This window comes from Streptomyces roseoviridis (assembly GCF_039535235.1).
Classification (GTDB): Bacteria; Actinomycetota; Actinomycetes; order Streptomycetales; family Streptomycetaceae; genus Streptomyces; species Streptomyces roseoviridis.
In genome coordinates, this window is the sequence record NZ_BAAAWU010000001.1 from 6,942,834 (window position 1) to 6,963,770 (window position 20,937).

12 protein-coding genes and 1 pseudogene are annotated in these 20,937 nt (G+C 77.0%); 9 read left to right on the top strand and 4 right to left on the bottom strand.

Translation table 11 applies throughout. The annotated features are described in order from the left end of the window. The first annotated feature begins 144 nt into the window (after positions 1–144). The 5 genes and pseudogenes from ABD954_RS31395 to ABD954_RS31420 all read left to right on the top strand — a co-directional run bounded on the left by ABD954_RS31395 (position 145) and on the right by ABD954_RS31420 (position 12,948). Positions 145–1,005: a DUF4132 domain-containing protein gene (locus tag ABD954_RS31395; protein WP_345491175.1), complete on the top strand. Its 861-nt coding sequence runs from the start codon at positions 145–147 to the stop codon at positions 1,003–1,005. Continuing rightward, positions 1,002–5,907 (top strand): annotated as a pseudogene (locus ABD954_RS31405) (DNA-binding protein). Before ABD954_RS31395 ends, ABD954_RS31405 begins: the two are co-directional and overlap by 4 nt. A gap of 305 nt (positions 5,908–6,212) precedes the next feature. Further along, on the top strand, positions 6,213–7,367 hold the full coding sequence (locus tag ABD954_RS31410) for an ATP-binding protein (protein ID WP_345491178.1): 1,155 nt from the start codon (positions 6,213–6,215) through the stop codon (positions 7,365–7,367). Further along, positions 7,364–11,023, top strand: a complete 3,660-nt coding sequence (locus tag ABD954_RS31415) for a vWA domain-containing protein (RefSeq protein ID WP_382745944.1) — start codon at positions 7,364–7,366, stop codon at positions 11,021–11,023. The genes ABD954_RS31410 and ABD954_RS31415 overlap by 4 nt, the downstream gene beginning before the upstream one ends. Then, positions 11,020–12,948, top strand: a complete 1,929-nt coding sequence (locus ABD954_RS31420; protein ID WP_345491179.1) for a hypothetical protein — start codon at positions 11,020–11,022, stop codon at positions 12,946–12,948. The genes ABD954_RS31415 and ABD954_RS31420 overlap by 4 nt, the downstream gene beginning before the upstream one ends. Positions 12,949–13,063: 115 nt before the next feature. On the opposite strand, the gene ABD954_RS31425 is transcribed toward ABD954_RS31420, so the two are convergent. The 4 genes from ABD954_RS31425 to ABD954_RS31440 all read right to left on the bottom strand — a co-directional run bounded on the left by ABD954_RS31425 (position 13,064) and on the right by ABD954_RS31440 (position 15,738). Next, positions 13,064–13,396, bottom strand: coding sequence for a plasmid stabilization protein (locus ABD954_RS31425; protein WP_345492591.1), 333 nt, complete (start codon positions 13,394–13,396; stop codon positions 13,064–13,066). A gap of 367 nt (positions 13,397–13,763) precedes the next feature. Continuing rightward, positions 13,764–14,426: a class I SAM-dependent methyltransferase gene (locus ABD954_RS31430; protein ID WP_345491180.1), complete on the bottom strand. Its 663-nt coding sequence runs from the start codon at positions 14,424–14,426 to the stop codon at positions 13,764–13,766. An 86-nt stretch (positions 14,427–14,512) separates the two neighbouring features. Next, complete coding sequence (locus ABD954_RS31435) at positions 14,513–15,019, bottom strand: metallophosphoesterase family protein (protein WP_345491181.1); 507 nt, start codon at positions 15,017–15,019, stop codon at positions 14,513–14,515. A gap of 266 nt (positions 15,020–15,285) precedes the next feature. Next, complete coding sequence (locus ABD954_RS31440) at positions 15,286–15,738, bottom strand: DUF6098 family protein (protein WP_345491182.1); 453 nt, start codon at positions 15,736–15,738, stop codon at positions 15,286–15,288. A 183-nt stretch (positions 15,739–15,921) separates the two neighbouring features. Here ABD954_RS31440 and ABD954_RS31445 point away from each other — a divergent pair, with 183 nt between their 5' ends. The 4 genes from ABD954_RS31445 (at position 15,922) to ABD954_RS31460 (ending at position 20,738) form a co-directional block, all read left to right on the top strand. Beyond that, on the top strand, positions 15,922–16,710 hold the full coding sequence (locus tag ABD954_RS31445; RefSeq protein WP_345491183.1) for a phosphodiesterase: 789 nt from the start codon (positions 15,922–15,924) through the stop codon (positions 16,708–16,710). An 806-nt stretch (positions 16,711–17,516) separates the two neighbouring features. Further along, positions 17,517–19,079: an amino acid adenylation domain-containing protein gene (locus ABD954_RS31450; protein ID WP_345491184.1), complete on the top strand. Its 1,563-nt coding sequence runs from the start codon at positions 17,517–17,519 to the stop codon at positions 19,077–19,079. Next, the gene (locus ABD954_RS31455; RefSeq protein ID WP_345491185.1) at positions 19,069–19,365 is read left to right on the top strand and encodes an acyl carrier protein; all 297 of its coding nucleotides are present in this window, start codon (positions 19,069–19,071) and stop codon (positions 19,363–19,365) included. The genes ABD954_RS31450 and ABD954_RS31455 overlap by 11 nt, the downstream gene beginning before the upstream one ends. After that, positions 19,362–20,738, top strand: a complete 1,377-nt coding sequence (locus ABD954_RS31460) for a flavin monoamine oxidase family protein (RefSeq protein WP_345491187.1) — start codon at positions 19,362–19,364, stop codon at positions 20,736–20,738. The genes ABD954_RS31455 and ABD954_RS31460 overlap by 4 nt, the downstream gene beginning before the upstream one ends. Positions 20,739–20,937 lie beyond the last annotated feature (199 nt).

Genomic DNA, 20,937 nt, shown 5'->3' on the forward strand with positions numbered 1-20,937 from the left:
CCCTGCCGACGGTCCGGCGACGGGGGCCCCGCGCCCGTTGTCAGTGGCCCTGCGTAATCTCGCTCGCATACGCAGCCGAGGGGCATCGGGCCCCTGTTCCGTGCTGCGCTGACGAGTGGTGGAACGGGCGGAGGGGCGCGGCTGATGGCGTGGCTGGATGCGGGCGAGGGGTACGAGATCACCCTCGACGAGGGCGGGCGTGTGGTCGCGCGCCGCACCGGGGGACGGCAGTTGAAAACCGTGCCGAAGGCGCTGCGGGACCGGCCCGAGGTCGACAGGCTGCGCCGGCTCTCCGAGTGGCTGGACCGGCACGCGCACGCGTGCGTGGCCCAGGTGGACGCCTGGATGGTGTCCTCGCTGCCGGTGCCCACCGCGCTGATCGCCCGGGTGTGGCCGGACGAGGCGTGGCGTTCCGCACTGCGGGACATGGCCGTGGTGGGCGACGACCCGGACGAGGTCGGCTTCCTGCGCGACGTCCACGCGGACGGCGGCCTCAAGGTCGTCGATCTCGACGGCGAGACCGTACGGCTCGCGCCGCGCACCGTCACCCTGCCGCACCCGGTGCTCCTGCCGGACCTGGAGGACGTCCGGGAGTTCGCGGCCGAACTCGGCATCACCCAGCGGGTCGAGCAGATCCACCGTGCCACCTGGACCCGCCCGGCGACCCCTCACCCCAGGACGGCGACCGAGGTACGGGACTACGCCGGCGGGAAGTTCGCCTCCCGCTTCGGCCTCGCCGCCCGCGCCACCTCCCTCGGCTACCGGGTGTCCGGCGGCTACGCCACCTGCAAGGTCCGCGACGGCGGCCGCGGCACCGAGGCGTCCGTCTGGATCGGCGAACCGTACTGGGACGGGGAGTCGGAGACCGGCGCGCTCAGCTGGCACGACGAGGACGGCCGCGCGGTGCGGCTCGACGAGGTGGGACCGGTCGCCTGGTCCGAAGGAATGCGCATGGCCGCCGCGCTCTACGCCGGCCGCACGATCGAAAAGGGTGGGGACGCGTGACCGGCACGACCGCTACGGACAACAGGGAACTCCTCGACGCCGGGGCGGTGCTCCCGGCCGACGCCGACGGGGCGGGCCCGACGGCGGTCGAGCTGACCGCACGCACCTACCGCCATCCGGCGCTCGGCGAGGACCGGGTCGTGGTCCGCCTCGCCGCGGCCGAACTCGGTGCCGCCGAGGACCTCGCCGCGGGCTTCCTCGGCCTCGAACCCGCCGCGGAACCCACCGTGGTCGGGCTCGGCCGGCGCCAGGAACTCGGCTTCCCCGAGTGGGTCCTCGTCCACCACCCGGAGGACGGGCACCACGCGCTCGCGGTCGTGCCCGAGCTGGACCGGCTCGCCCGGCAGGCCAGGACCAAGCCCAAGGCCGCCCTCGACGCCTGCCTCGAACTGGGCGGCCGGCTCGCCTCCTCCGTCCCCCACTTCCTCCCCGTCTTCTACGAGCAGGCCGCCCGGGTCTTCCTCGCCGTGGAGAACACCACCTACGCGGGACAGCTCTTCGGCCGGGCCCGCACCAGCGAGGCCCAGCACGGCCTGACCGTCGACGAGGACCGCCTCGACGCCGTCTTCCTCGAATTCGCCCTCGCCGGCGCACTGCCCGTGAAGGTCCTCACCGGATACGGCAAGGAGCTCGCGGCGCGCCTCACGCCCGTGGAGGCGTACGAGCGCTTCCGCCGGCTCTGCGTGCGCCGCACCGCGGGCGGGCTCGCCCCCCTCCGCCCAGGCGGCCGTCGAACTGCGGCGCCTGGCCCGCGCCGCCGGCCTGCCCGGCACCGAGTCCGAGCAGGACTACCTCGCCGAACTGCTGCCCCTCCCGGCCACGTTGAGGGCGGCCGCCGGCTGGTGGAAGGCACACCGCACCGCCCTGATCGCCCTGGCCCGCCGCGTCCCGGCGGTCCGCGGCACCCTGCTCACCCTCACCCCGCCCACGGACGACGGCGAGATGAGCGACCTGTGGCTCGGGATCCTCACGGAGTCCGGCGCGGACGCCGGACTGGTCGACGCCGGCCTGCCCGCCGAACAGCAGTGCGCCGACGGCGCCGCGGGCTGGCTGGAGCGCTTCCACGCCGCCCGGCACGGCGGCTGGGGCGGGCGGCCGACGCCGCCGGCCCTGCTCGACCTCGTCGCCCGCGCCGCCGGCCGGCTCCGCGCCGACCTGGCGGCCCGCCCCGACGACCGGGGGGCCCTGAGGATCGGCGTCGAGGACGCCAATCTGCTCGACCTGCTGCTCGCCCTGGACATCCCCGTCGCCGACCCCGATCCCGAGACCGGGCGCCACCACCGCGGCGGCCTCAACCTGTCCGACTGGGTCCGCTCGGAACAGCCCCGCGACCTGGCGGCGATCGCCGCCGACCCGCGCTTTCACCCCGCCTTCGACAAGGGCGCGAACAGCTACCGGGGCGGCAGCCACGGCGAGGAGGTCATGCGCCGCCTCGCCGCCTCGGCCGGCGGCCGGCGGATGCTCACCCGATGGGTGCGCGAGGTCGCCCGCGCGTCCGTCGCCGCCGGACTGCCCGGCCTGCCCGACGCCCTCGCGACGCTGTCGTGGCTGCCCCGCGAAGCTCTCGCCCTCGCACCCGAGGAGGTCACCGCGGCGGCCGGCGCCGACCTCGGCGAGACGCTCGCCCGGACCCTGCGCGGCGGCCTGTGGGAGGAACTGCACTGGCCCGCCTGGGAACAGGCCCTCGCCGAGCTGGCACCGGCCCCCGCCTCCGTCCAGAACCTGACCGTCGTCGAGGCGTGGCCCCACCTCGTGGTGGCCAACGCCCAGCAGGTCCGCGTCGTCGACGCCGACTCCACCGTCCTCGTCCACGACCTGCGCGTGCCGGCCTCCGTGCACCGCACCGGCTTCCACTACGTCGACGGCGCCCTGCTGGTCTTCTGGCGGGCCTACGGCGGCGCGGTCCAGGGCTACTGGCACACCGCGCCCGACCGCGTGTTCTCCCTGGAGGGCAGCGCCGACCACTGGAACCTGCGCTCCGGCCAGATCAGCCTCCCGCTGCCCGGCGGCGGCCGCACCACCGGACGCGGCGTCCTGTACGCCGGCGACACCCGCCTGCCCCAGGAGGCCCTCCTCCTCTCGGACGGAACCTCCTACTGGACCTGGGACAACGGCGAGCGCCACGGCGACGGCGGCTGGATCGAGTACGACCCCGCCGAAGGCACCTACGGCCGGCGCTCCGAGCCCGGCTTCCTCGCCGACGCCCTGCGCCCCCACGCGTCCGGCGCCCGGCTCGCCGCCTTCTCCTCCTGGCTCCGCCCGGCTCCCGTGGTGGCGGGCTCCGCCCTCGGCGCCCCCGCCGACGGCCTGCTCGGCTGGCGCGTCGTACGGCTCCCCGGCAACGGCTGGCACGCCGGCGACACCACGGGACGCGAGGTCACCCTGCCCGAAGGGGCCGAGATGCCGCTCGCCGCCCTGACGTTCCCCGGTGACGAGCGCCCCCGCGCCGTGACCCGGGAATGGCGCACCCTCTCGCTCAGCGACCCGGACGGCGTCGTCACGACGACCACCGACTCGGGAGGCGACGAGCTCTTCCCCACCGCCGCTTCGGCCCTGCCGCCGCTGCACTTCCTCTACGCGCTGCGGGCCCGCGACCCCCACGGTTCGGCCGCGCTGCGCTCCGCCGACGCCGCCACCGCCGGAGCCCTGCTGAAGGCGGCCGTCGCGGCCGAGCGGGCGACGGACCTCCCGGAACTGGTGACGACCGCCCTGCCGGAGCTCACGGCACCCGGACTCGTCGCCGGCGTGGTGAAGGTGCTCCGCTTCGCCGTCCGGCAGCAGCAGTCCCTGGACGCCGTCGCCGCCCGCCTCCACGCCGGGGCCGAGCCCGCCGAGCAGCGCGTCGAGGGACCGTCCGACCGGGTGATCGCCCAGGCCCTCGGCGGCCTCGAGGGCTCCCGCCACTACCGGTGGGGCGCCGAGGCCGACGTGACCCACCGCTATCTGACGCAGCTGGCCGCGGCCGGCGCCGACACCGCCGCCCCGGCCGTGCCCGGACGCCTCCACTTCGACGTGCCCCCGCTGCCCTACTCGGGGCTGTCCTTCACCCCGCTCCTCCACCAGCCGGCCGCCGTCGCCTACCGGGCCGTCGCCCCCGGTACGCGGGACGAGCACCACGACGCCCTGCTCACCCTGCTCGCCCGGATCGACGCCCTCGGCCTGGCCTCCACCACCGGATCGGCCGGCCACTGGCGCCGGGTCCTGCTCCACCTGGACCCGCCGCACCTGTCCACCCCCGACGGCCACAGCCGCGACGTCTCCCACCGCAGCGTGATGCCGCTCGGCGGCGGAGCGGTCCTCGGCATCACCGAGCACACCGAAAGCGTCCCCGACGGACGGGACTTCGGCGCCCTCCTGTACGACCCGAGCGGACGCTTCGAGGTCCCCGGCCCCTACACGGTGCGCGGCACCTTCCCGGTCGGCGACCCGGCCCGCGAGGCCGACTGGCTCACCGCCTTCCTCACCGAGGCGCGGGCACGCGGCGGCGTCCCCTTCCAGCCCGAGGCCGCCGAGGAGTTCGGCCGGCTCACCGGAGCCTCCCGGGCGCTGGCCCGGCTCGTCCTCGCCGGCATGCCGGGCATCGACCACTGGGAGAACAACTTCCTGCCCGCCGAGCTGCGCAAGACCCTCGAACTGAAGGTCACCGAAGCGGCGCACGCCCGGGACGAACTGAGGGCCCTGGCCGTCGAGGTACGGCAGGAGATCGTGGCGGCGCTGCTGCCCGCCGACCCGGCACGGCTGTGGACCGAGGGCCCCGACGTCACCGCCGCGGCCGAGGTGTGGAACGCCCGCGTCGGCCGTCGCGTCCAGGTGCCCGACTGGCTCACCGCCGAGGCGGCCCGCGCCGCACGGGGCGGCTGGCCCGCCCACCGGGCGCTGCCCGCACTCCTCGACCCGGCGGCCTCGCCGGAGCTCGGCACCGACGTCGCCTGGCGGATCGTGAACGACCGCCCCCAGCCCGCGACTCCCGCCGATGCCCCCTTCACCAGCGAGGTCCTCACGGGCGCCATGAGCCTGACCGCCTGGATGGCGCACCGGCTCCCGGCCGGTGACCCGCTGCGCGCGACGCTGCCCGCCGCCCTCACCGCCGTACGGCAGCGGCTGGCCGCTCCCGAACTGCTCCTCGCCGCGGGCCACTACACCAGCCTCGCGGAGTTCCGGAAGGCCGCCGGCAACCCCACGGAGACGGCACCCGACCACGAACGCTACGGGGCGGTGCTGATGGCGACCCACGACGGCCAGCCGCTGCCGGCCCTGCGGACCTCCCTGCTGGACTCCACCGGCTCCGACCCGTACCTGGCCGCGCTGCGCGGCCCGGACCAGCATCCGACCACGGTCGAGACGGCGCTGCGCCGTGCCCACGACCCCGCGTTCGCACGGCTCCTCGCCGACCCCGGCGCGCCCGCGGCCGGCGAGACCGGCCCGGACGGCACCTGGTGGCCGCAGGACCCCTCCCGCTCCGTACCCTCGCTCGTCACCGAGGCCGCCGCGGCGCACGGCCTGAGCGCCGACGCCGCCACGCTGTACCTGATGCTCCTGGCGCTGCCCGACCCGACGGACCGCAACACCGCCCGATGGACGGGCTGGAAGCCGGCCCGGCTGAAGGCGGCGCGGGCCGAACTCGCCGCCACCGACCTGGTGGTGCCGGCCGTACGGGCCCGCGCGGGACGCTCCCTGTTCCTGCCGGGCGCCTGGGCGGAGCAGTCGGCGCCGGTCCTGCCCGTCGAGCTGTGGAAGCTGGCGATGTACGGACCGCTCGCGGGCCACCGGCCCGCCCTGGGCACGCTCGTGCCGGTCGAACCGGTCGCCGAGCTGTACGCCCGGGCCTGGCAGCGGATCCTCGACGGCGACCTCCCGCGCTTCGAGGAACTCAAGGTGAAGCGCACCCGCCGCCGCCGCTGAGCACCGGCCCAGGGCCGGGGGCCCGGAACTCCCGGCTCCCGGCCCCCGGGGGACGCCGCACCCCCGCGGCGCCGCACCGCCGCCGGCGGTGAGCGGCGCCGCGGGGGCCCGGCGAAGCGACCGCGCCGCACCGCCGCCTTGCCGGGCGCGGGCGCCGCGGCACGCGACCGTGCCCACCGCCCACCGCCCGGCGGGTGGCGGTCGGCGCGGCGCGCCCCACCCGAACCGCCCCGTCCACCCCCTCACGTACCCACCCCCTTCCGTCTCCGCCAGACCGCCGAGCACCGTCCCGAGAGAAGCGACGCATGACCGTCACCGAACAGCCCGCCCCCGCCCGCCAGGTCCGCCCCGCCGAGGAACGCCACGCCGCCGAACTCGCCTTCCTCGCCGCCCAGGACCCCGGCCCCCGCCCGCCCGGCTGGGCACTCACCCCGCGCGCCGTCGTCACCTTCGTCTGCGGCAGCGACGGCGTGGAACTCGCCCTGCCCAAGCGCCGCGCGGGCCTCCCCGCCAAGCTGGCGATCACCCCCAAGTTCGTCGGCGAACGGGCCCTGGTGGAGCGCTGCGTCGTGACCCTCGCGGGGGAGCGCGGCCTGCTGCTCACCGGCGAGCCCGGAACCGCCAAGTCCATGCTGTCCGAGCTGCTCGCCGCCGCCGTCTGCGGCACCAGCGCCCTCACCGTCCAGGGCACCGCCGGCACCACCGAGGACGCCTTCCGCTACGGATGGAACTACGCCCTCCTCCTGGCCCAGGGACCGACCCCGCAGGCCCTCGTCGACTCTCCCGTGCTGTCCGCCATGCGCACCGGACGCGTGGTGCGGATCGAGGAGATCACCCGCTGCCTGCCCGAGGTCCAGGACGCGCTGGTCTCCCTCCTGTCGGACCGCCGCCTCACCGTCCCCGAACTCACCTCCACCGAGGACGCCGTCGTCAGCGCCGCACCCGGATTCACCGTCATCGCCACCGCCAACCTCCGCGACCGGGGCGTCTCCGAGATGTCCGCCGCCCTCAAGCGCCGCTTCAACTTCGAGACCGTGGACCCGATCGCCGACGCCGACGCCGAAGCGGTGCTCATCCGCCGCCAGGCCGTCGCGGCCGTCCAGCGGGCCGGAGCGGACTTCGCCGTCGACGACGCCGTCCTGGACGCCCTCGTCACCGTCTTCCGCGACCTGCGCTCCGGCCGCTCCACCGAGGGCTGGGACGTCGAACGGCCCGGCACCGTCATGTCCACCGCCGAAGCCGTCCAGGTCGCCGCCTCCCTCGGGCTCGCCGCCGCCTACCTGCCCGGCGGCGACGTGCTCGACCTGCTCCCCGGCCACCTCCTCGGCGTGGTCCGCAAGGACGACCCGGCCGACCACGCCCGGCTCCTCGGCTACTGGGACGGCCCCGTCCGCCGCCGCGCGGAGACCGGCTCCGCCATGTGGCGCCGCCTCTGGGACCTGCGCGGGAGCCTGCGTTGACCCACGCCGACACCCAGGTGCCCGCCGGCGACCCCCGTACCGCCGTGGACGCGCTCGCCGCGTCGAGGACCCCGTACCTGCTGGGAGTGCGCCACCACAGCCCGGCACTCGCCGCGGTGGTGCCCGCGCTGCTCGACGAGGCGGGCGCCGAGGTCGTCTGCGTGGAACTCCCCGCCGACTTCCAGCCCTGGCTGGAGCACCTCGCCGACCCGGAGACCGTCGCCCCCGTCGCCCTGGCCGGCACCGGCGAGGGCGGCCGGCTGTCCTTCTACCCCTTCGCCGACTTCTCGCCCGAGCTCGCCGCCGTGCGGTGGGCCCGGGCCCGGGGCGCCGAGGTCGTCTGCTGCGACCTGCCGCTGGCCGACCCCGGCTGGACCCTGCCCGCCGCCCGCCCGGACGAGGACGAGCCCGCACGGCGCTCCTTCGCCGCCGCCCTCGCCGCCGCGGGCACCGGCCGGGACGGCGACGACCTGTGGGACCGTGCCGTCGAGGTGCTCGCACCCGGCTGCACCCCCGAGGCGGTGCGCCGCGCGGCCCTCGGCGTCGGCTGGGCCCTGCGCACCGACGCCGCCGTCCCCGCCACGGACCTCGCCCGCGAGGCCCACATGCGCCGGATCCTCGCATCCGCCGCCGACGGCGGCCGCCGCGTCGCCGCCGTGATCGGCGCTTTCCACGCCCCCGCGCTCGTCCTGAACGACACGACGCCAGGCGACGCGCCGTTGACGGCCGGAGGGGACCCGGAGCGGCCCGGGACCGGCCGGGGCCGTGGCGGGACGGCGGCGGCCGAGGCGGCCGTGACCTCCTTCGTGCCGTACTCCTTCGACCTGCTCGACTCCCGCTCCGGCTACCCGGCCGGCATCCGCGACCCGCGCTGGCAGCAGGCCGTGTTCGAGGCGGGCGGCGTCCCCGACCGGCTCCGCGCCGCGGCCTCCGTCGCCCTGACCGGGTTGTGCCGGGAGCTGCGCCGCGCGGGCCACACCGCCGGTACGGGCGAGGCCACCGAGGCGCTGCGGCTCGCCTGCGACCTGGCCGCGCTGCGCGGACTGCCCGCCCCCGGGCGCGGCGAACTGCTGGAGGCCGTCACCACCGTCCTCGGCCAGGGCGAACCCCTCGGCCGCGGCCGGGCCCTGGCGCGCGCCCTGGAAGCCGTGTTCGTCGGTACCGCACGCGGCCGGATCACCCCGCACGCTCCGCGCTCCGGTCTCGGCCCCTGCGTGGAGGAGGAACTCGCCCGGCTGCGGCTGCCCGGCCCGGAGGATCCCGGCCCCCGCGAGGTACGCCTCGATCCGCTGCGCTCGCCCCTGGACGCCCGCAGGGAAGTGCTCCTCCAACGCCTGTCCGTCATCGGAGCGTCGTACGGCGAGCCCGTGGCCGTCGCCGCCACCGGCGACGGCACGGCGCTCGGCACCAAGTGGCGCCTGTCCTGGACGCCTTCGGTGCCCGCGCGCCTCGACCTCGCCGGGGCCCGCGGCGTCACCGCCGCCCAGGCCGCCGCCGGTACGCTCCGCGAGACCGCGCGCCGCGAGGCCGCCGACGGAGGCCCGACCCCGCCGCAGATCCTCGCCGGGCTCTCCGCCGCCGCACGCTGCGACCTGCCCGACCTCGTCGACGCCCGGCTCCGGGAGGCGGCCGCCGTGCTGCCCGGCACCGCGAACCTGCCCGACCTCCTGACCGCCATGGACCTGCTCGAAGGCATGCGCCGCGGCCACTACCCCGGGACGACGCCGGACGCCCGCACCACCGCCGGCGAGCTCATCGGCGAACTCCTCGAAGCCGCCGTCCGCGCGCTTCCGGGCCTCGCGGGGAGCGACGCCCCGGCGGACGCCGCGTCCCTGGTGGCACTGGCGGACCGCGCGGCGGCCCGGCAGCTCGGCCTGCGGATGGACCACGCGCTCGCCGACCTCGCCGCCGACGCCTCCCCGCTCGTCCAGGGCGCCGCCCTCGCGGTCCGCGTGATGCTCGACCTCGACCCGGCCGCCGGGCTCGGCGAGCGCGTGGCCGGATGGATCGACGGCGCCACCGGACCCGACACCCGCCGCGCCCTCGGCAAGCGGCTCACCGGCCTGCTCACCGCCGCCGGGCCCCTGCTCCAGGCGTCCCCGGACGCCCTCGCCCCGCTGCTCGACCGCGTCGACACCCTGACGGACGAGGGCTTCCTCGACCGACTCCCGGCCCTGCGCGGCGGCTTCGACGCACTCGCCCCGGCCGCCCGCGACCGGATGCTGACCACCGTCACCGAGCGGCTCGGCGACCGGCCCGACCTCTCCCTCGACGCTCCGCCCGAGCTGGTCGCGCTGTGGGCGGCGGCCGACGCGGCCGGCCTGGCCGCCCTGAAGGCCATGGCCCCCGCCCTCACCGTCCCCGGAGCCGGAGCCGGAGCCGGAGCCGAACCCGGAGCCGAACCCGGAGCCGGAGCCGGACCCGAACCCGAAGCCGGAACCACAGCCGAATCTGAACCCGAACCCGAAGCCGGCCCCGCGCCCGCCGGTCGTACGACAGCCCCCGCGTCCCCCCAGGCCGCCGCCCCCGCCCGCAGGCTCGACCCGGCCGACCGGTGGCGCCTGCTCCTCGGCCGCCACCAGGACCGGTTGAGCCCCCGCGCCCGCCGGTACGCGCACGCGCTGGACGAGCTCTACGGCCGCGGCCGCGGCGAGGGCGCCGAGGACCTGGAGGGCGGAGCGGCCGGGCAGGGCGGCGGCCAGGAGACGTCGTTCCCCACCGCCCGCGAATGGTCCGCGGAGCTGGAGGCGCTCTTCGGCAGCGACGTCCGCGAAGAGGTCCTCGCCGACGCCGCCGACACCGGGCGCCACGACGTCCTCACCCAGCTGGACCCGGCGACCGTCCGGCCGTCGGTGGAACTGCTCAGCTCGGTCCTGTCGCTCGCCGGCGGCATGCCCGAGGCCCGGCTCGCCCGGCTGCGGCCCCTGGTCAAGCGGCTCGTCGACGAGCTCGCCCGGGAACTGGCCACCCGCGTGCGCCCCGCGCTCTCGGGACTGGCCACCCCGCGCCCGACCGGCCGCCCCGGCGGCCGCCTCGACCTCGCCCGCACCCTGCGCGCCAATCTGGTCCACACCCGCCGTACCGCCGACGGGCGGATACGGATCGTCCCCGAGCGCCCGGTGTTCAGCACCCGCTCCCGCAAGGAGGCCGACTGGCGGCTGATCCTCGTGGTCGACGTCTCCGGCTCCATGGAGGCGTCCGTCATCTGGTCGGCGCTGACCGCCGCGGTCCTGGGCGGCGTTCCGACCCTGTCCACCCATTTCCTGGCCTTCTCCACCCAGGTGGTGGACCTGACCGACCGGGTCGACGACCCGCTGTCCCTGCTCCTGGAGGTGCGCGTCGGCGGCGGCACGCACATCGCGGCGGGCCTCGCGCACGCCCGGTCGCTCGTCACCGTGCCCAGCCGCACCCTCGTCGTCGTGGTCAGCGACTTCGAGGAGGGCGCACCGCTCGCCGGTCTCCTCGGCGAGGTCCGCGCACTGGCCTCCTCGGGAGCGCACCTGCTCGGCTGCGCGGCCCTCGACGACGGCGGGAAGCCCCGCTACTCGGTGCCGGTGGCCCGCCGGCTCGCCGCCGCGGGCATGCCCGTGGCCGCCCTCAGCCCCCTCGCCCTCGCCCGCTGGGTCGGCGACCGCCTCCGTGGAGAAGCCCGTTGAGCACCGCACTCCTGCCGCCCGTCGCCCCCGAGGTCCTCGCCGAGGCCGTCGAGCAGCTCACCGCGCGGCTCCGCAGGAAACTCGACGCGGCCGTCGCCGAGTGCGGCGAACGTGCCGTGCCGGGCCCCGACGGCACCGTCGAGGTCCGTTTCGGCGAGGACACCCTGGTCACCCTGCGGCCCGGCCCCTCCGGTACGGTCACCGCACCCGAACAGGCCGTCTGCACCTGCCTGTTGGCCCCCCGCTGTCTGCACCGGGCCGCCGTGCTCGGCGCCGCGCCCCTGGCGGACCCGGAGACGCACGCCCCCGAGGGCCCGACGGCCACCGGCACCGACGGTCCCGACCACCCGGGCCACGACGGTCCCGACCACCCGGGCCACCCCGGCGGGGCGACGGGAAGCGCCGTACCCCCCGCTCCGGCCCCGACCGGACGGGCCGGCGCCGAGCCCGCCACCTCCGGCCCGCCCCCCGCCGCCCCCGCCGACCCCGAGCCCGCCCCCGCGCTCACTCCGGCGCAGGTACGGGCCGGTGCCGCCCTGTGGCAGGCCGCCGCCGGCGCCCTGTCGGCGGGGGTCACGGCGGGCGGTTCGGTCGTCCAGGCCGAACTCCTGCGCGCCGCCCACACCGCGCGCCTGGCCGGGCTGCCGGGTGCCGAGGCCGCCGCCCTCAGGGTCGTACGGGGGCTGCGGTCCGCCCGTGAGCGCGACCCGGGCCAGCGGCTCGGGGACCTCACCGCCGCCTTCCGCGAACTGCTCGCGGCCGCCGCCCTGCTCGCCGCCGGCAGCGCCGGGTCCGGCGCCGCGGGAGGCGGCCGCCGCGCGTACGGGCAGGGCGGCAGCCTGCGCGTGCACGGCCTGTGCCGCGAACCGGTGTTGTCCGCCACCGGATACGGGGGAGTGGCCACCCACCTCGTCGGTTCCGACGGCGTCTTCTACACCCTCTCCGACGTGCGACCGGGCGGCCTCGCCCGCGCCCAGGGGGCCGGATCGGCCTCCGTGGCCCTCGGAGGCGCCGTCCTCGACCACGCCGGTCTGGCGCGCGGTGGCCTGCTGATCGCCGGTGCAACGGTGTCCGCCGACGGGCGACTCGGCGCCGGCCGGGGCGTCCGCGCCACCCCGCTGCGCGGAGTGGACTGGTCGGAGGAGCCCGCGGCGGCCGTCTTCGCCCGCCCCGTGCACGAGGCGATGGCGGAGGCACTCGACACCGGCACGACCGGCACGACCGGCACGACCGGCACGGCGCTGCTCGGCTGCGACGTCGAGGTGCTCGGTGCGCGGGAGGACCACCTGCTGGTCCGGGTCCGGGGAGGCGGGCCGCTGGTGCGCCTCGCCGCCGCCCATCCGCACCCCGAACTGCCCTACGCCGCCAACCTGCGCCGGATCGGCGCGTACCCCGGCCTCGCCCTGCGCGTCCTGGGCCGGCCCGACCCGGACCGGGCGGCGACGCTCCGGCCGCTGGCGGTCGGTCCGGTGCCGGACGAGCCCCGCACCCTGCGGCTCCCGGAGGACCGGCGGGGCCGAGTCGACCTGGGGTACGAACGGCTCCAGGGGGACCACTTCCCGCGCGAGGCCCCGGACGACGTGCCCGACGACCTGGCGGCCGCGGGGCCGGACCCGCTGGCCGAGGCACCGCTGTGGCGGATCCGCCGGCTCCTGGAGAGCGGCGTCGCGGGCGGGCGGCGCGCCATCGCCGAAGCCGCTCGCGGCACCGACCGCGCCGCGTCCGCCACCCCGCTGCGCAGGGCGGGACTGGTCGCGGCCGCGGAGCTCGCCGAGGCCCTGACGGCGGAGGCCGACCGTCGCCCCCGGGACGCGTTCGGCCGGCTCGTCGACGCCTCCGCGGACGGCTACGCCCGCGCCTGGCTCGCCTCCGCCGTCCACCTGGCGGCCGCCGAGAGGTCTCTGGTGGCCGCCACCTGGTCCTGATCCGTGCGCCCCGCCCGCCCGCCCGCGTGCCGGCCGGGGCCCGGCGCCGGAGGGGGCGGGCTCGTGCGCCGGGGCGCGGCCCGCCGCGGCTCCGGCGCCGCGGGCGGAGCCGGGATCAGTGGCCGAGGGCCTTCTTCAGCTGCTGCTTGTTCATCGTGGAGCGGCCTTCGATGCCGCGCTTCTTCGCCTCCTCGTACAGCTCGTCCCTGGTGCGCTCGGACGACCCGCCACCACCGCCACGGGACTTCTCGCCCCCGCGCTGCGAAGCGGACTTGCCCTGCGTGGAACTGCGGCTCGCCGTCTTGCTCTCACCGGAGCGGGCGCGTTCCTTGTTCACCGTGCGGGAGGCCATCTCCTTCGCGCGGCCCTCGGACATCCCGCGCTTCTCGCCGGACTCCTTGATGTGCTCGTACTGCCGCTCCCGCTTGGGGCTGGATCCTCGGGGCATGACGACCTCCTGGTTCGACTGCGATGTCACGGTCATGGTGCGGCTGCCCCGTCCGCGCCGCATCTCACCTGAGACCGCCCGTGCTTCCCCGAGGGGCGATGCGGCTCCCGCCGCACGGCGGCCGGAGCGGCGTACGCAAGGGCCCGGCCGCCGCGGCGGCCCCCGGCCGGTCCCGCGCCCGCCCGTACGCCCAGCGGATGGAACCGGCGGGCCGGGTGAGTGAACGGAAGACGGGACGCCGCCGAGGACACCCGGCTGACCGGTCGCCACCCCGCCACCGGTCGGCGGGTGCCGGCGGCGATGCGGCGACCGGTCGGTGGGTGACGGCCGGTGAGCTGCTGCCGGGCGGTCAGCGGGTGTCGGGCGGTCAGCCGGTGCCGGCCGGACCGGGCCGTACGGCGGTGCCGAGGATGTGGGCGGCGGTCGGCAGGGGGACGCGGGCCCGGGGGAAGGCGAAGCGGTCGATCGTGCCGAGGGTGAAACCGGCGCTGACGAGGGCCGTCCGGGTGTCGCGCCCGGTGTGGCAGCCGCCCGCCAGCCGGGGCCAGACGGTGGCGTCGAGGGCGCGCTGGACGCGTCGCATCATGGCGGATTCGGCCCGCACGTGTTCGAGGAACCGGAGCTGTCCGCCGGGCCGGATCACCCGGTGGAGTTCGGCGAGCGCCAGGCCGGGGGCGGCGACGGAGCAGAGGACCAGGCACACCACGGCCGCGTCGAACGACGCGTCGGGAAAGGGCAGGCGCTCGGCCCTGGCGGCCTCGACCTCGACCGGGACGGGAGCGCGGCGGGCCTCGTCCCGCGCCAGCCGGCGGAGGTTCGGCTCCGGCTCGACGGCGACGAGCCGGGTGACCCCGGGCGGGTAGTGCCGGAAGTTCAGCCCGTTGCCCGCGCCGACCTCGATCACCTCGCCCGCCAGGCCGTCCAGGAGCCGCCGGCGGTGCTCGCCCATGCCCGCCTTCTCCAGGGCGGGACCCGCCCAGCCGGCGTACAGCCGGGCGAAGAGCGGATGCGGCTTGATCAGTGGTGTCATGGCGACCGTCTCCTCGACGAGAGCCCTCCGGGGTCCATGATGCGGGAGGGGCGCGCGCCCCGGCGCCGTCGGCGGAGCCGGCCCGCTCAGGTGCTCCTCGGAGGCAGCCGGTGCAGGGCGACCTCACCGAGGGCGCCGTTCGCGACGTCCACGGTCATGTACGTGCAGTGGGGCTGGCGGCGGCGGTCGGTGGGGGAGCCGGGGTTGAGCAGGCGCAGTCCGCCGGGGGCCGTGGAGTCCCAGGGGATGTGGCTGTGGCCGAACACCAGGACGTCGAGGTCTCCGAAGCGCCGGGCGCAGCGCTGCTCCCGGCCCGCCGCGGCCCCCGTCTCGTGCACCACCCCGAAGCGCAGCCCGGCCAGTTCCGCCCGGGCGACCTCGGGGAGTCTCCGCCTCAGGGCGGGTCCGTCGTTGTTGCCGTACACGCCGATGAGGCGGCGGGCGCGCCCTTCCAGCAGGTCGAGGACGGCCTCGTCGGTCCAGTCCCCGGCGTGGAGGACGACGTCGGCCCGGTCGACGGCCGCGAGGAGCTCCTCCGGAAGGCGTCTGGCGCGGGACGGGAGATGGGTGTCCGACGTGAGCAGCAGCCGCATGACGCCACCCTAGGACGTGGCGGGTCGGTGTGCGCGCGTCCCGGGCGTGTTCCCCCGGCGCCGCTCGCGGGAGCCACCGGTTGGGGCCGGGCGGGGCGAGGAGCGGGCGGCCGAAGCGGTGGGGCCGGGGCCGGGCGGGGCGAGGGGCGGGCGGCCGAAGAGGTGCGGGGACGGGGGCGGCGGTCCGGCGCGGGCGGCCGAAGCGTGAAGGGGCGGGGTCAGCGGTCAGCGCGAGCGGCCGAGCGATCCGGGGCCGGGGGCGACGGTCAGGGGCGGGCCAGCGGGCCCCAGGGGCCCTTCTGCCGGGCGACCTCCTCTTCCGCCTGGGCGATGACCCGCTCGTCGACCCAGCCGACGGGCCGCACGTCCCGGACCAGCGGCTCGTTGTCGGGGCCACGGCCGACCTCCCTGCCGTGCAGCAGCCAGGGCCGGACCCGGCCGTCCCTGACCCGGGGCAGGTGCGAGTAGTCGTACAAGCGGCGCGCCGCCCAGGTGCGCAGGGAGCGGTCGCCCCACCAGTCCTCGACGTCCAGCGGGTTCGCGGAGAGGCCGGGCAGTTCCACCCCGGTCAGCCCGTCCCGGCTCGTCGGCGTGGACAGGTCCGTCTGCGGGCCGAGGGACCACCGGATGTACAGAGGGCGCCGCGTACCGATCAGCTCGGTCAGCTCGTCCAGTGACCGGACGGTCGTCATCGTGGCCGGGGCGTGCGTCTCGTGCATGCCGGGCCCCTACCCGGTCCTGCCTGCGGCAAGCCCGCGGCGACGGCACGGGGCGAGGAGGGCGCGGGCGGCGTGAGCGGCGGAGACGGGGCGGACGCGAGACCGGGGCGGCGCGACTGAACGGCGGCCGGAGGGGTAGCGGCGCGGAGTCGGTACGGCGCGACGGATGCGAGGAGTCACGGCATGGTCACCGGATCGGACACGGAGCGGCTGCGGCGCGCCGCCCTCGGCGCGGTGAGCGGTCTCGTCGAGCGCACGGCAGCCCGGCGCTCCGCTCCCGCCCTTCACCCCCACGGCGTCACCGCCCCGGCGACGCTCCGGATACGGCCCCGTGAGGGCCCGGTCTGGGGCGTGCCGTGGCTCGACCGGGACGGCAGCCACCCGGTCCGGATGCGGTGGTCACGCGCTCTCGGCCTGCCCGGGAACCTGCCCGACGCCCTGGGCATCGCGCTGCGCGTCCCGGACGCGGGCGGCCCGGGGCTCCCGCTGGACCTGCTGTTCACCAGCAGCGGCAGCGGGCCGCGCTCCCGGCACCTGCCGCTGCCGCGACGCGACGCGCTCGCGGGTCCCTACTCCTCCCTCCTGTCGTACCGGGTCGGCGCCCGCACCCTCCTGCTGACGCTGTGGCCCGGTGAGGAGCGGACGGGACTTCCGGCCGGTCTCGAAGGGCTGCGCCGATCTCTCGCCGAGGGCCCGGTGGTCCTCACGCTGTGCGCGTCCGTGCCCGGCCGCCCGGCGCTGCGGCCCCTGGGCACGCTGACCACCGGGGCGCCGCAGGCCCCGGTGCCCCAGGAGACGGAGGCGTACGACCCGTACCGGCACCGCCTACCGGATCTGCGGCCGACCGCGCGTCTGAGCCGCCTGCGTGAGGCCGCCTACGCCGCCTCGCGGGCGGGCAGGGGCGCCGCCGTCGCGTTCGGGCGGGGCGAGGCCGTGCCCGAGGAGCCCGCCGGCGGGCGGGGGAACCCCTGAGGGACCCCGCCTCGGCCCGGTGAGCGTCCGGGTCGGACCGTCCCCGTCCTGCGGTGGTCCCTGCCCGCCCCGCGGCCGACCGGGACCAGGAGAAGGCAGGAGCACCCTGGAGGGGCCCTCGCGCCGACCTGCCGGGGCCCCGCGCACTGCCCCTCCCGGAACAGGCGCCGGCCCGGCGCGTCCCTGCCCGGCGCTCCAACGGGACCCCCGTGCCCGCCCCGCGGCCGCCCGGCCGCCCGGGCTCTGCCCCCATGGCCTCATCGGAGCAGAAGATCGGAGCAGAAGCGGGGGAGTGAAGACCCAGACGCCCGACGACCCGGACGGGTCCGTCAGATCGACCTCGCGTGCGGGCCGGCCATCTGGCCGAGGCGCTCGCGCTGTTCCGCGACTGGCGACGGCGGACGGCCGCCGGACGAGGTGACGCCCGAAGCACCCCCAGGGCCCGGGCCCCCGGGAGCACCCCCAGGGGTCCGGGCCGCCCGGGAGCGCGGCCCCGGCGCCCCTCGCGATCCCGCCGGGGTGCCGCCGCGGCGGCAGCGCAAAACCGCCTCCTGCGACGGCTCGCGGACCGCGTTCGCCGGGCCGGATCAGGAGGGCGTCCCTCCGGTGGCGCCCCGCCGTGTCGAAGTGGAAGCGGAGCCCCCGCAAGGGCTCTGACCTGCTGTGTTGCGAGCGTGCGCCACGCGTTCGCGGAGATCGTTCAATTCCCCTCAACTTCCGTTGTGGCAACACCAGTTCGGAGGTAGAGTCCCCGTTCGTCGGGCACGGACAGGCGCTTTCAAGCATTTTTGGGGCGGTCGAAGTCGATGCAGTGCGAGACCCTGGGAACCACCCCGGACCTCATCGCGGCCTTCACGGAAGCCGCTCTTCGCAACCCGGAGCGCGCGGCACTCGTCCACGAAGGGCGGATCCTCACCTACCGTCGGCTGTACGAGCTCGTGGACGGCCTCGCGGGGCGGATCGGCCGGCTCGGGCAGCGGCCCGGAACCATCGCCGTGCCCGCGACGCACACCCCGGAGACCGTCGTCGCGCTGCTCGGCGTACTGGCGGCCGGCGGGGTCTACTGCCCCGTCGATCCGGCCTTTCCGCCGTCACGGCAGCAGGACATGACGTCCGCCGCCGGCTGCCGGGCCGTCCTCGGTACCGCCACGGCCCTCGCCGCCGGACTCGGTCTGCCGGTCGTCGACTTCCCCGGCGAAGCGGCCGCACAGCCGGCTTCGACGACGGCGACCGGTGGCCCCGGGCAGCACGTGGATCCCGAAGCACCCGCGTACGTCCTCTTCACCTCGGGCTCCACGGGCCGCCCCAAGCCGGTCGTGACACCGCGCCGGGCGATCTCGGCCTCCGTGCGCTCGCTCCGCGACCTCTTCGCCCTGACCGAAGAGGACCGGGTGCTCCAGTTCGCCTCGCTCAACTGGGACACCTCGCTGGAGGAGATCCTCCCGACGCTGACCACGGGAGCCGCCCTGGTCTTCGACCGCGAGGCGCACTCCGGATCCTTCCCGCGCTTCCTGCGGATGGTGGAGCGCGAACGCGTCACCGTGCTCGACCTGCCCACCGCCTTCTGGCACGAACTGGTGCTCCACCTCGCCGAGGAGGGCACGGCCCTTCCCGGCAGCATCCGGCTGGTGGTCATCGGCGGGGAGGCCGTCAGCCCCGCCCGGCTGGCCGACTGGAGCCGCCTCGACACGAGCCGGATCCGCCTGGTCAACACCTACGGTTGCACCGAGACCACCCTGATCACCCACGCCGTCGACCTGCACGGACCTGGCGCCCCGGCCCCCGGCTGGGACTGGGACGGCGGCGCCAGGGCGCCGATCGGACGGGCCCTGCCCCACGTCGTGGAGGACATCGGCGACCGGGACGAGCTGCTGATCGGCGGCCCCGCGACGGCCCTCGGCTACCTCGGGATGCCCCGTGCCACCGAGGAGGCGTACGCGGTCGTGGGCGGCGAACGCCGGTTCCGCACCGGGGACCGGGTCGGCCGGACGCCCGACGGCCTCCTCACCCACGAGGGCCGGCTCGACGACGAGCTCAAGATCCGGGGCATCCGCGTCGACCCGGGAGAGGTGGAGGCGCACCTCGCCGGCCACCCCGCGGTGAACGCGGTGGCCGTCACCGGCGCCACCACCGCCGGCCGCGCCGCCCTGGTCGCCTATGTGGTGCCCCGGCCGGACACCCGGACGCGGGACCTCGGCACCGAACTGCGCTCCTATCTGCACGAGCGGGTGCCCGCCCACCTCGTGCCGAGCCGGATCACTCTCGTCCCCCAGCTCCTGCTGACCACGAGCGGCAAGGTCGACAGGAAAGCCTCGCACCAGCGATACGCAACCGTGAACAGGTCAAAGGAGACCGTTGATGAGCGTTGACACCACTGCCTCCGCCGCCGGCGAACCGCCGACCGGCCCAGGCGCCCCCACCGGCTCCCGCGCCGGTGCCGACACCGAGGGCGTGGTGGCGATGTTCCGGCGCGTCCTGGAGACCGAGGACGTCGCGGCGGACTCCGACTTCTTCCTCCTCGGCGGCGACTCGCTGGTCGCCACCCGGGTGCTCAGCGCCGTCGCCCGCACCCACGGCGTGGAACTGACCTTCGAGGACTTCGTCGGCGCCCCGACTCCCAGACGGCTCGCCGAGAAGATCGCGGCCGCCCGGTGACGGCCCGCGACGCCTCCCCGGCCACCGGCGCCTCCCCGCGCACCGGCGGCGTCAGGAGCGCCGTGGTCGTCGGTGCCGGGTTCGCCGGACTGACGGCCGCGACCGAACTGGCCGTCGGCGGGGTCGACGTGACCGTGCTGGAGGCCCGCGACCAGGTGGGCGGCAGGGCCCGCGGGATCCAGGTCTGTGCCGACGGCTGGGTGGACGCGGGCGCCGCCTACCTGGGGGACCGCCACACGGAGCTCCACGCGCTGCTGGCCGCCCTCGACCTCAAGACCACGCCCACCACCATGCGCGGAGCCAGCCGCTTCGCCCTCGGGGCCGAGGAGACCACCCGCGACGGCCGGTTCCCCCCGCTCAACGCCGTGGCGCTCGGCGACCTCTTCGAGCGGCTCGACGAACTCACCGCGGCCGTGCGGCCCGACGCCCCCTGGCTCACCCCCGGTGCCGAGGAGCTGGACGCCCTCACCGCCGGGGCATGGGCCGAACGCCACCTCGCCCATCCCGACGCCCGGCTCTTCTTCCCGCTGTTCCTGGGCGAGATGATGGCAGCCGACCCGGCCCGGGTGTCCATGCTCCACGTCGCCTTCTACCTGCGGTCGGGCGGCGGGCTGCGCTACCTCAACGCCTTCGAGGGCGGCGCCCAGCAGGACCGCGTCGACCGAGGGGCCCACCAGGTGTGCGAGCGGCTGGCCGCGCGCCTGGGGCCCCGGGTGCGGCTTCGGGAGCCGGTCCACGCCGTGCACCAGGACGACGACGGCGTCACGGTCCACAGCACGGGCGGGGCACACCGGGCCGACGTCGCCGTCATGGCCCTGCCGCCCCTCCTCGCCGACGCCGTCGACCACCGGCCCGAGCCGCCCGCCCGCCGGGCGAGCGACCGCACCGCGCGGGGCTGCGCGGTCAAGGTCCACCTGGTGTACCCGGCACCCGTCTGGCGGGAGCACGGCCTCTCGGGCTGGTCGGTGAACGCCGAAGGGCCGCTGCTGTCCACCGTCGACGACTCGCCGGCCGGAGCGGACGTCGGCGTCCTCACCGGCTTCGTCACGGGCGCCGAGGCCCATCGCTTCGCGGAGCTCGATCCGCGCGCACAGCGCTCGGCGGCGCTCCGGCAGGCCGCCCGGCTCTTCCCGATGCTCCCCGAACCCGTCGGCTTCCACGTGACGGACTGGGTCAACGAGCCCTACAGCAAGGGCTGTTACGCATCCCTCTTCGGCCCCGGCGACTGGATGCGGCACGGCCCCACCCTGACCGCACCGCACGGGCGCGTGCACTGGGCCGGCACGGAGACCAGCACCGAGTTCTTCGGACTCCTGGAGGGAGCCGTCCGCTCCGGCCGCCGGGCGGCGGCCGAGATCCTCGCCCGCCCCTGACGCGCGGCGCGGGCCGCCGGCCGGCCCGCGCCACCGGCGCCCCTCGCCGGCCGGTGCGGCCGCCGGGCGCACCCCGCCGGTCACCGCCCCGCCCCGTCGACGCCGTCGTCCGGAACACCGCCCGTCCACCCCCCTGAGCCGCCCCCTACCGAGCACGACGCGCCACCACGCTCCACGACGCCCCAGCACGCTCCGCCCC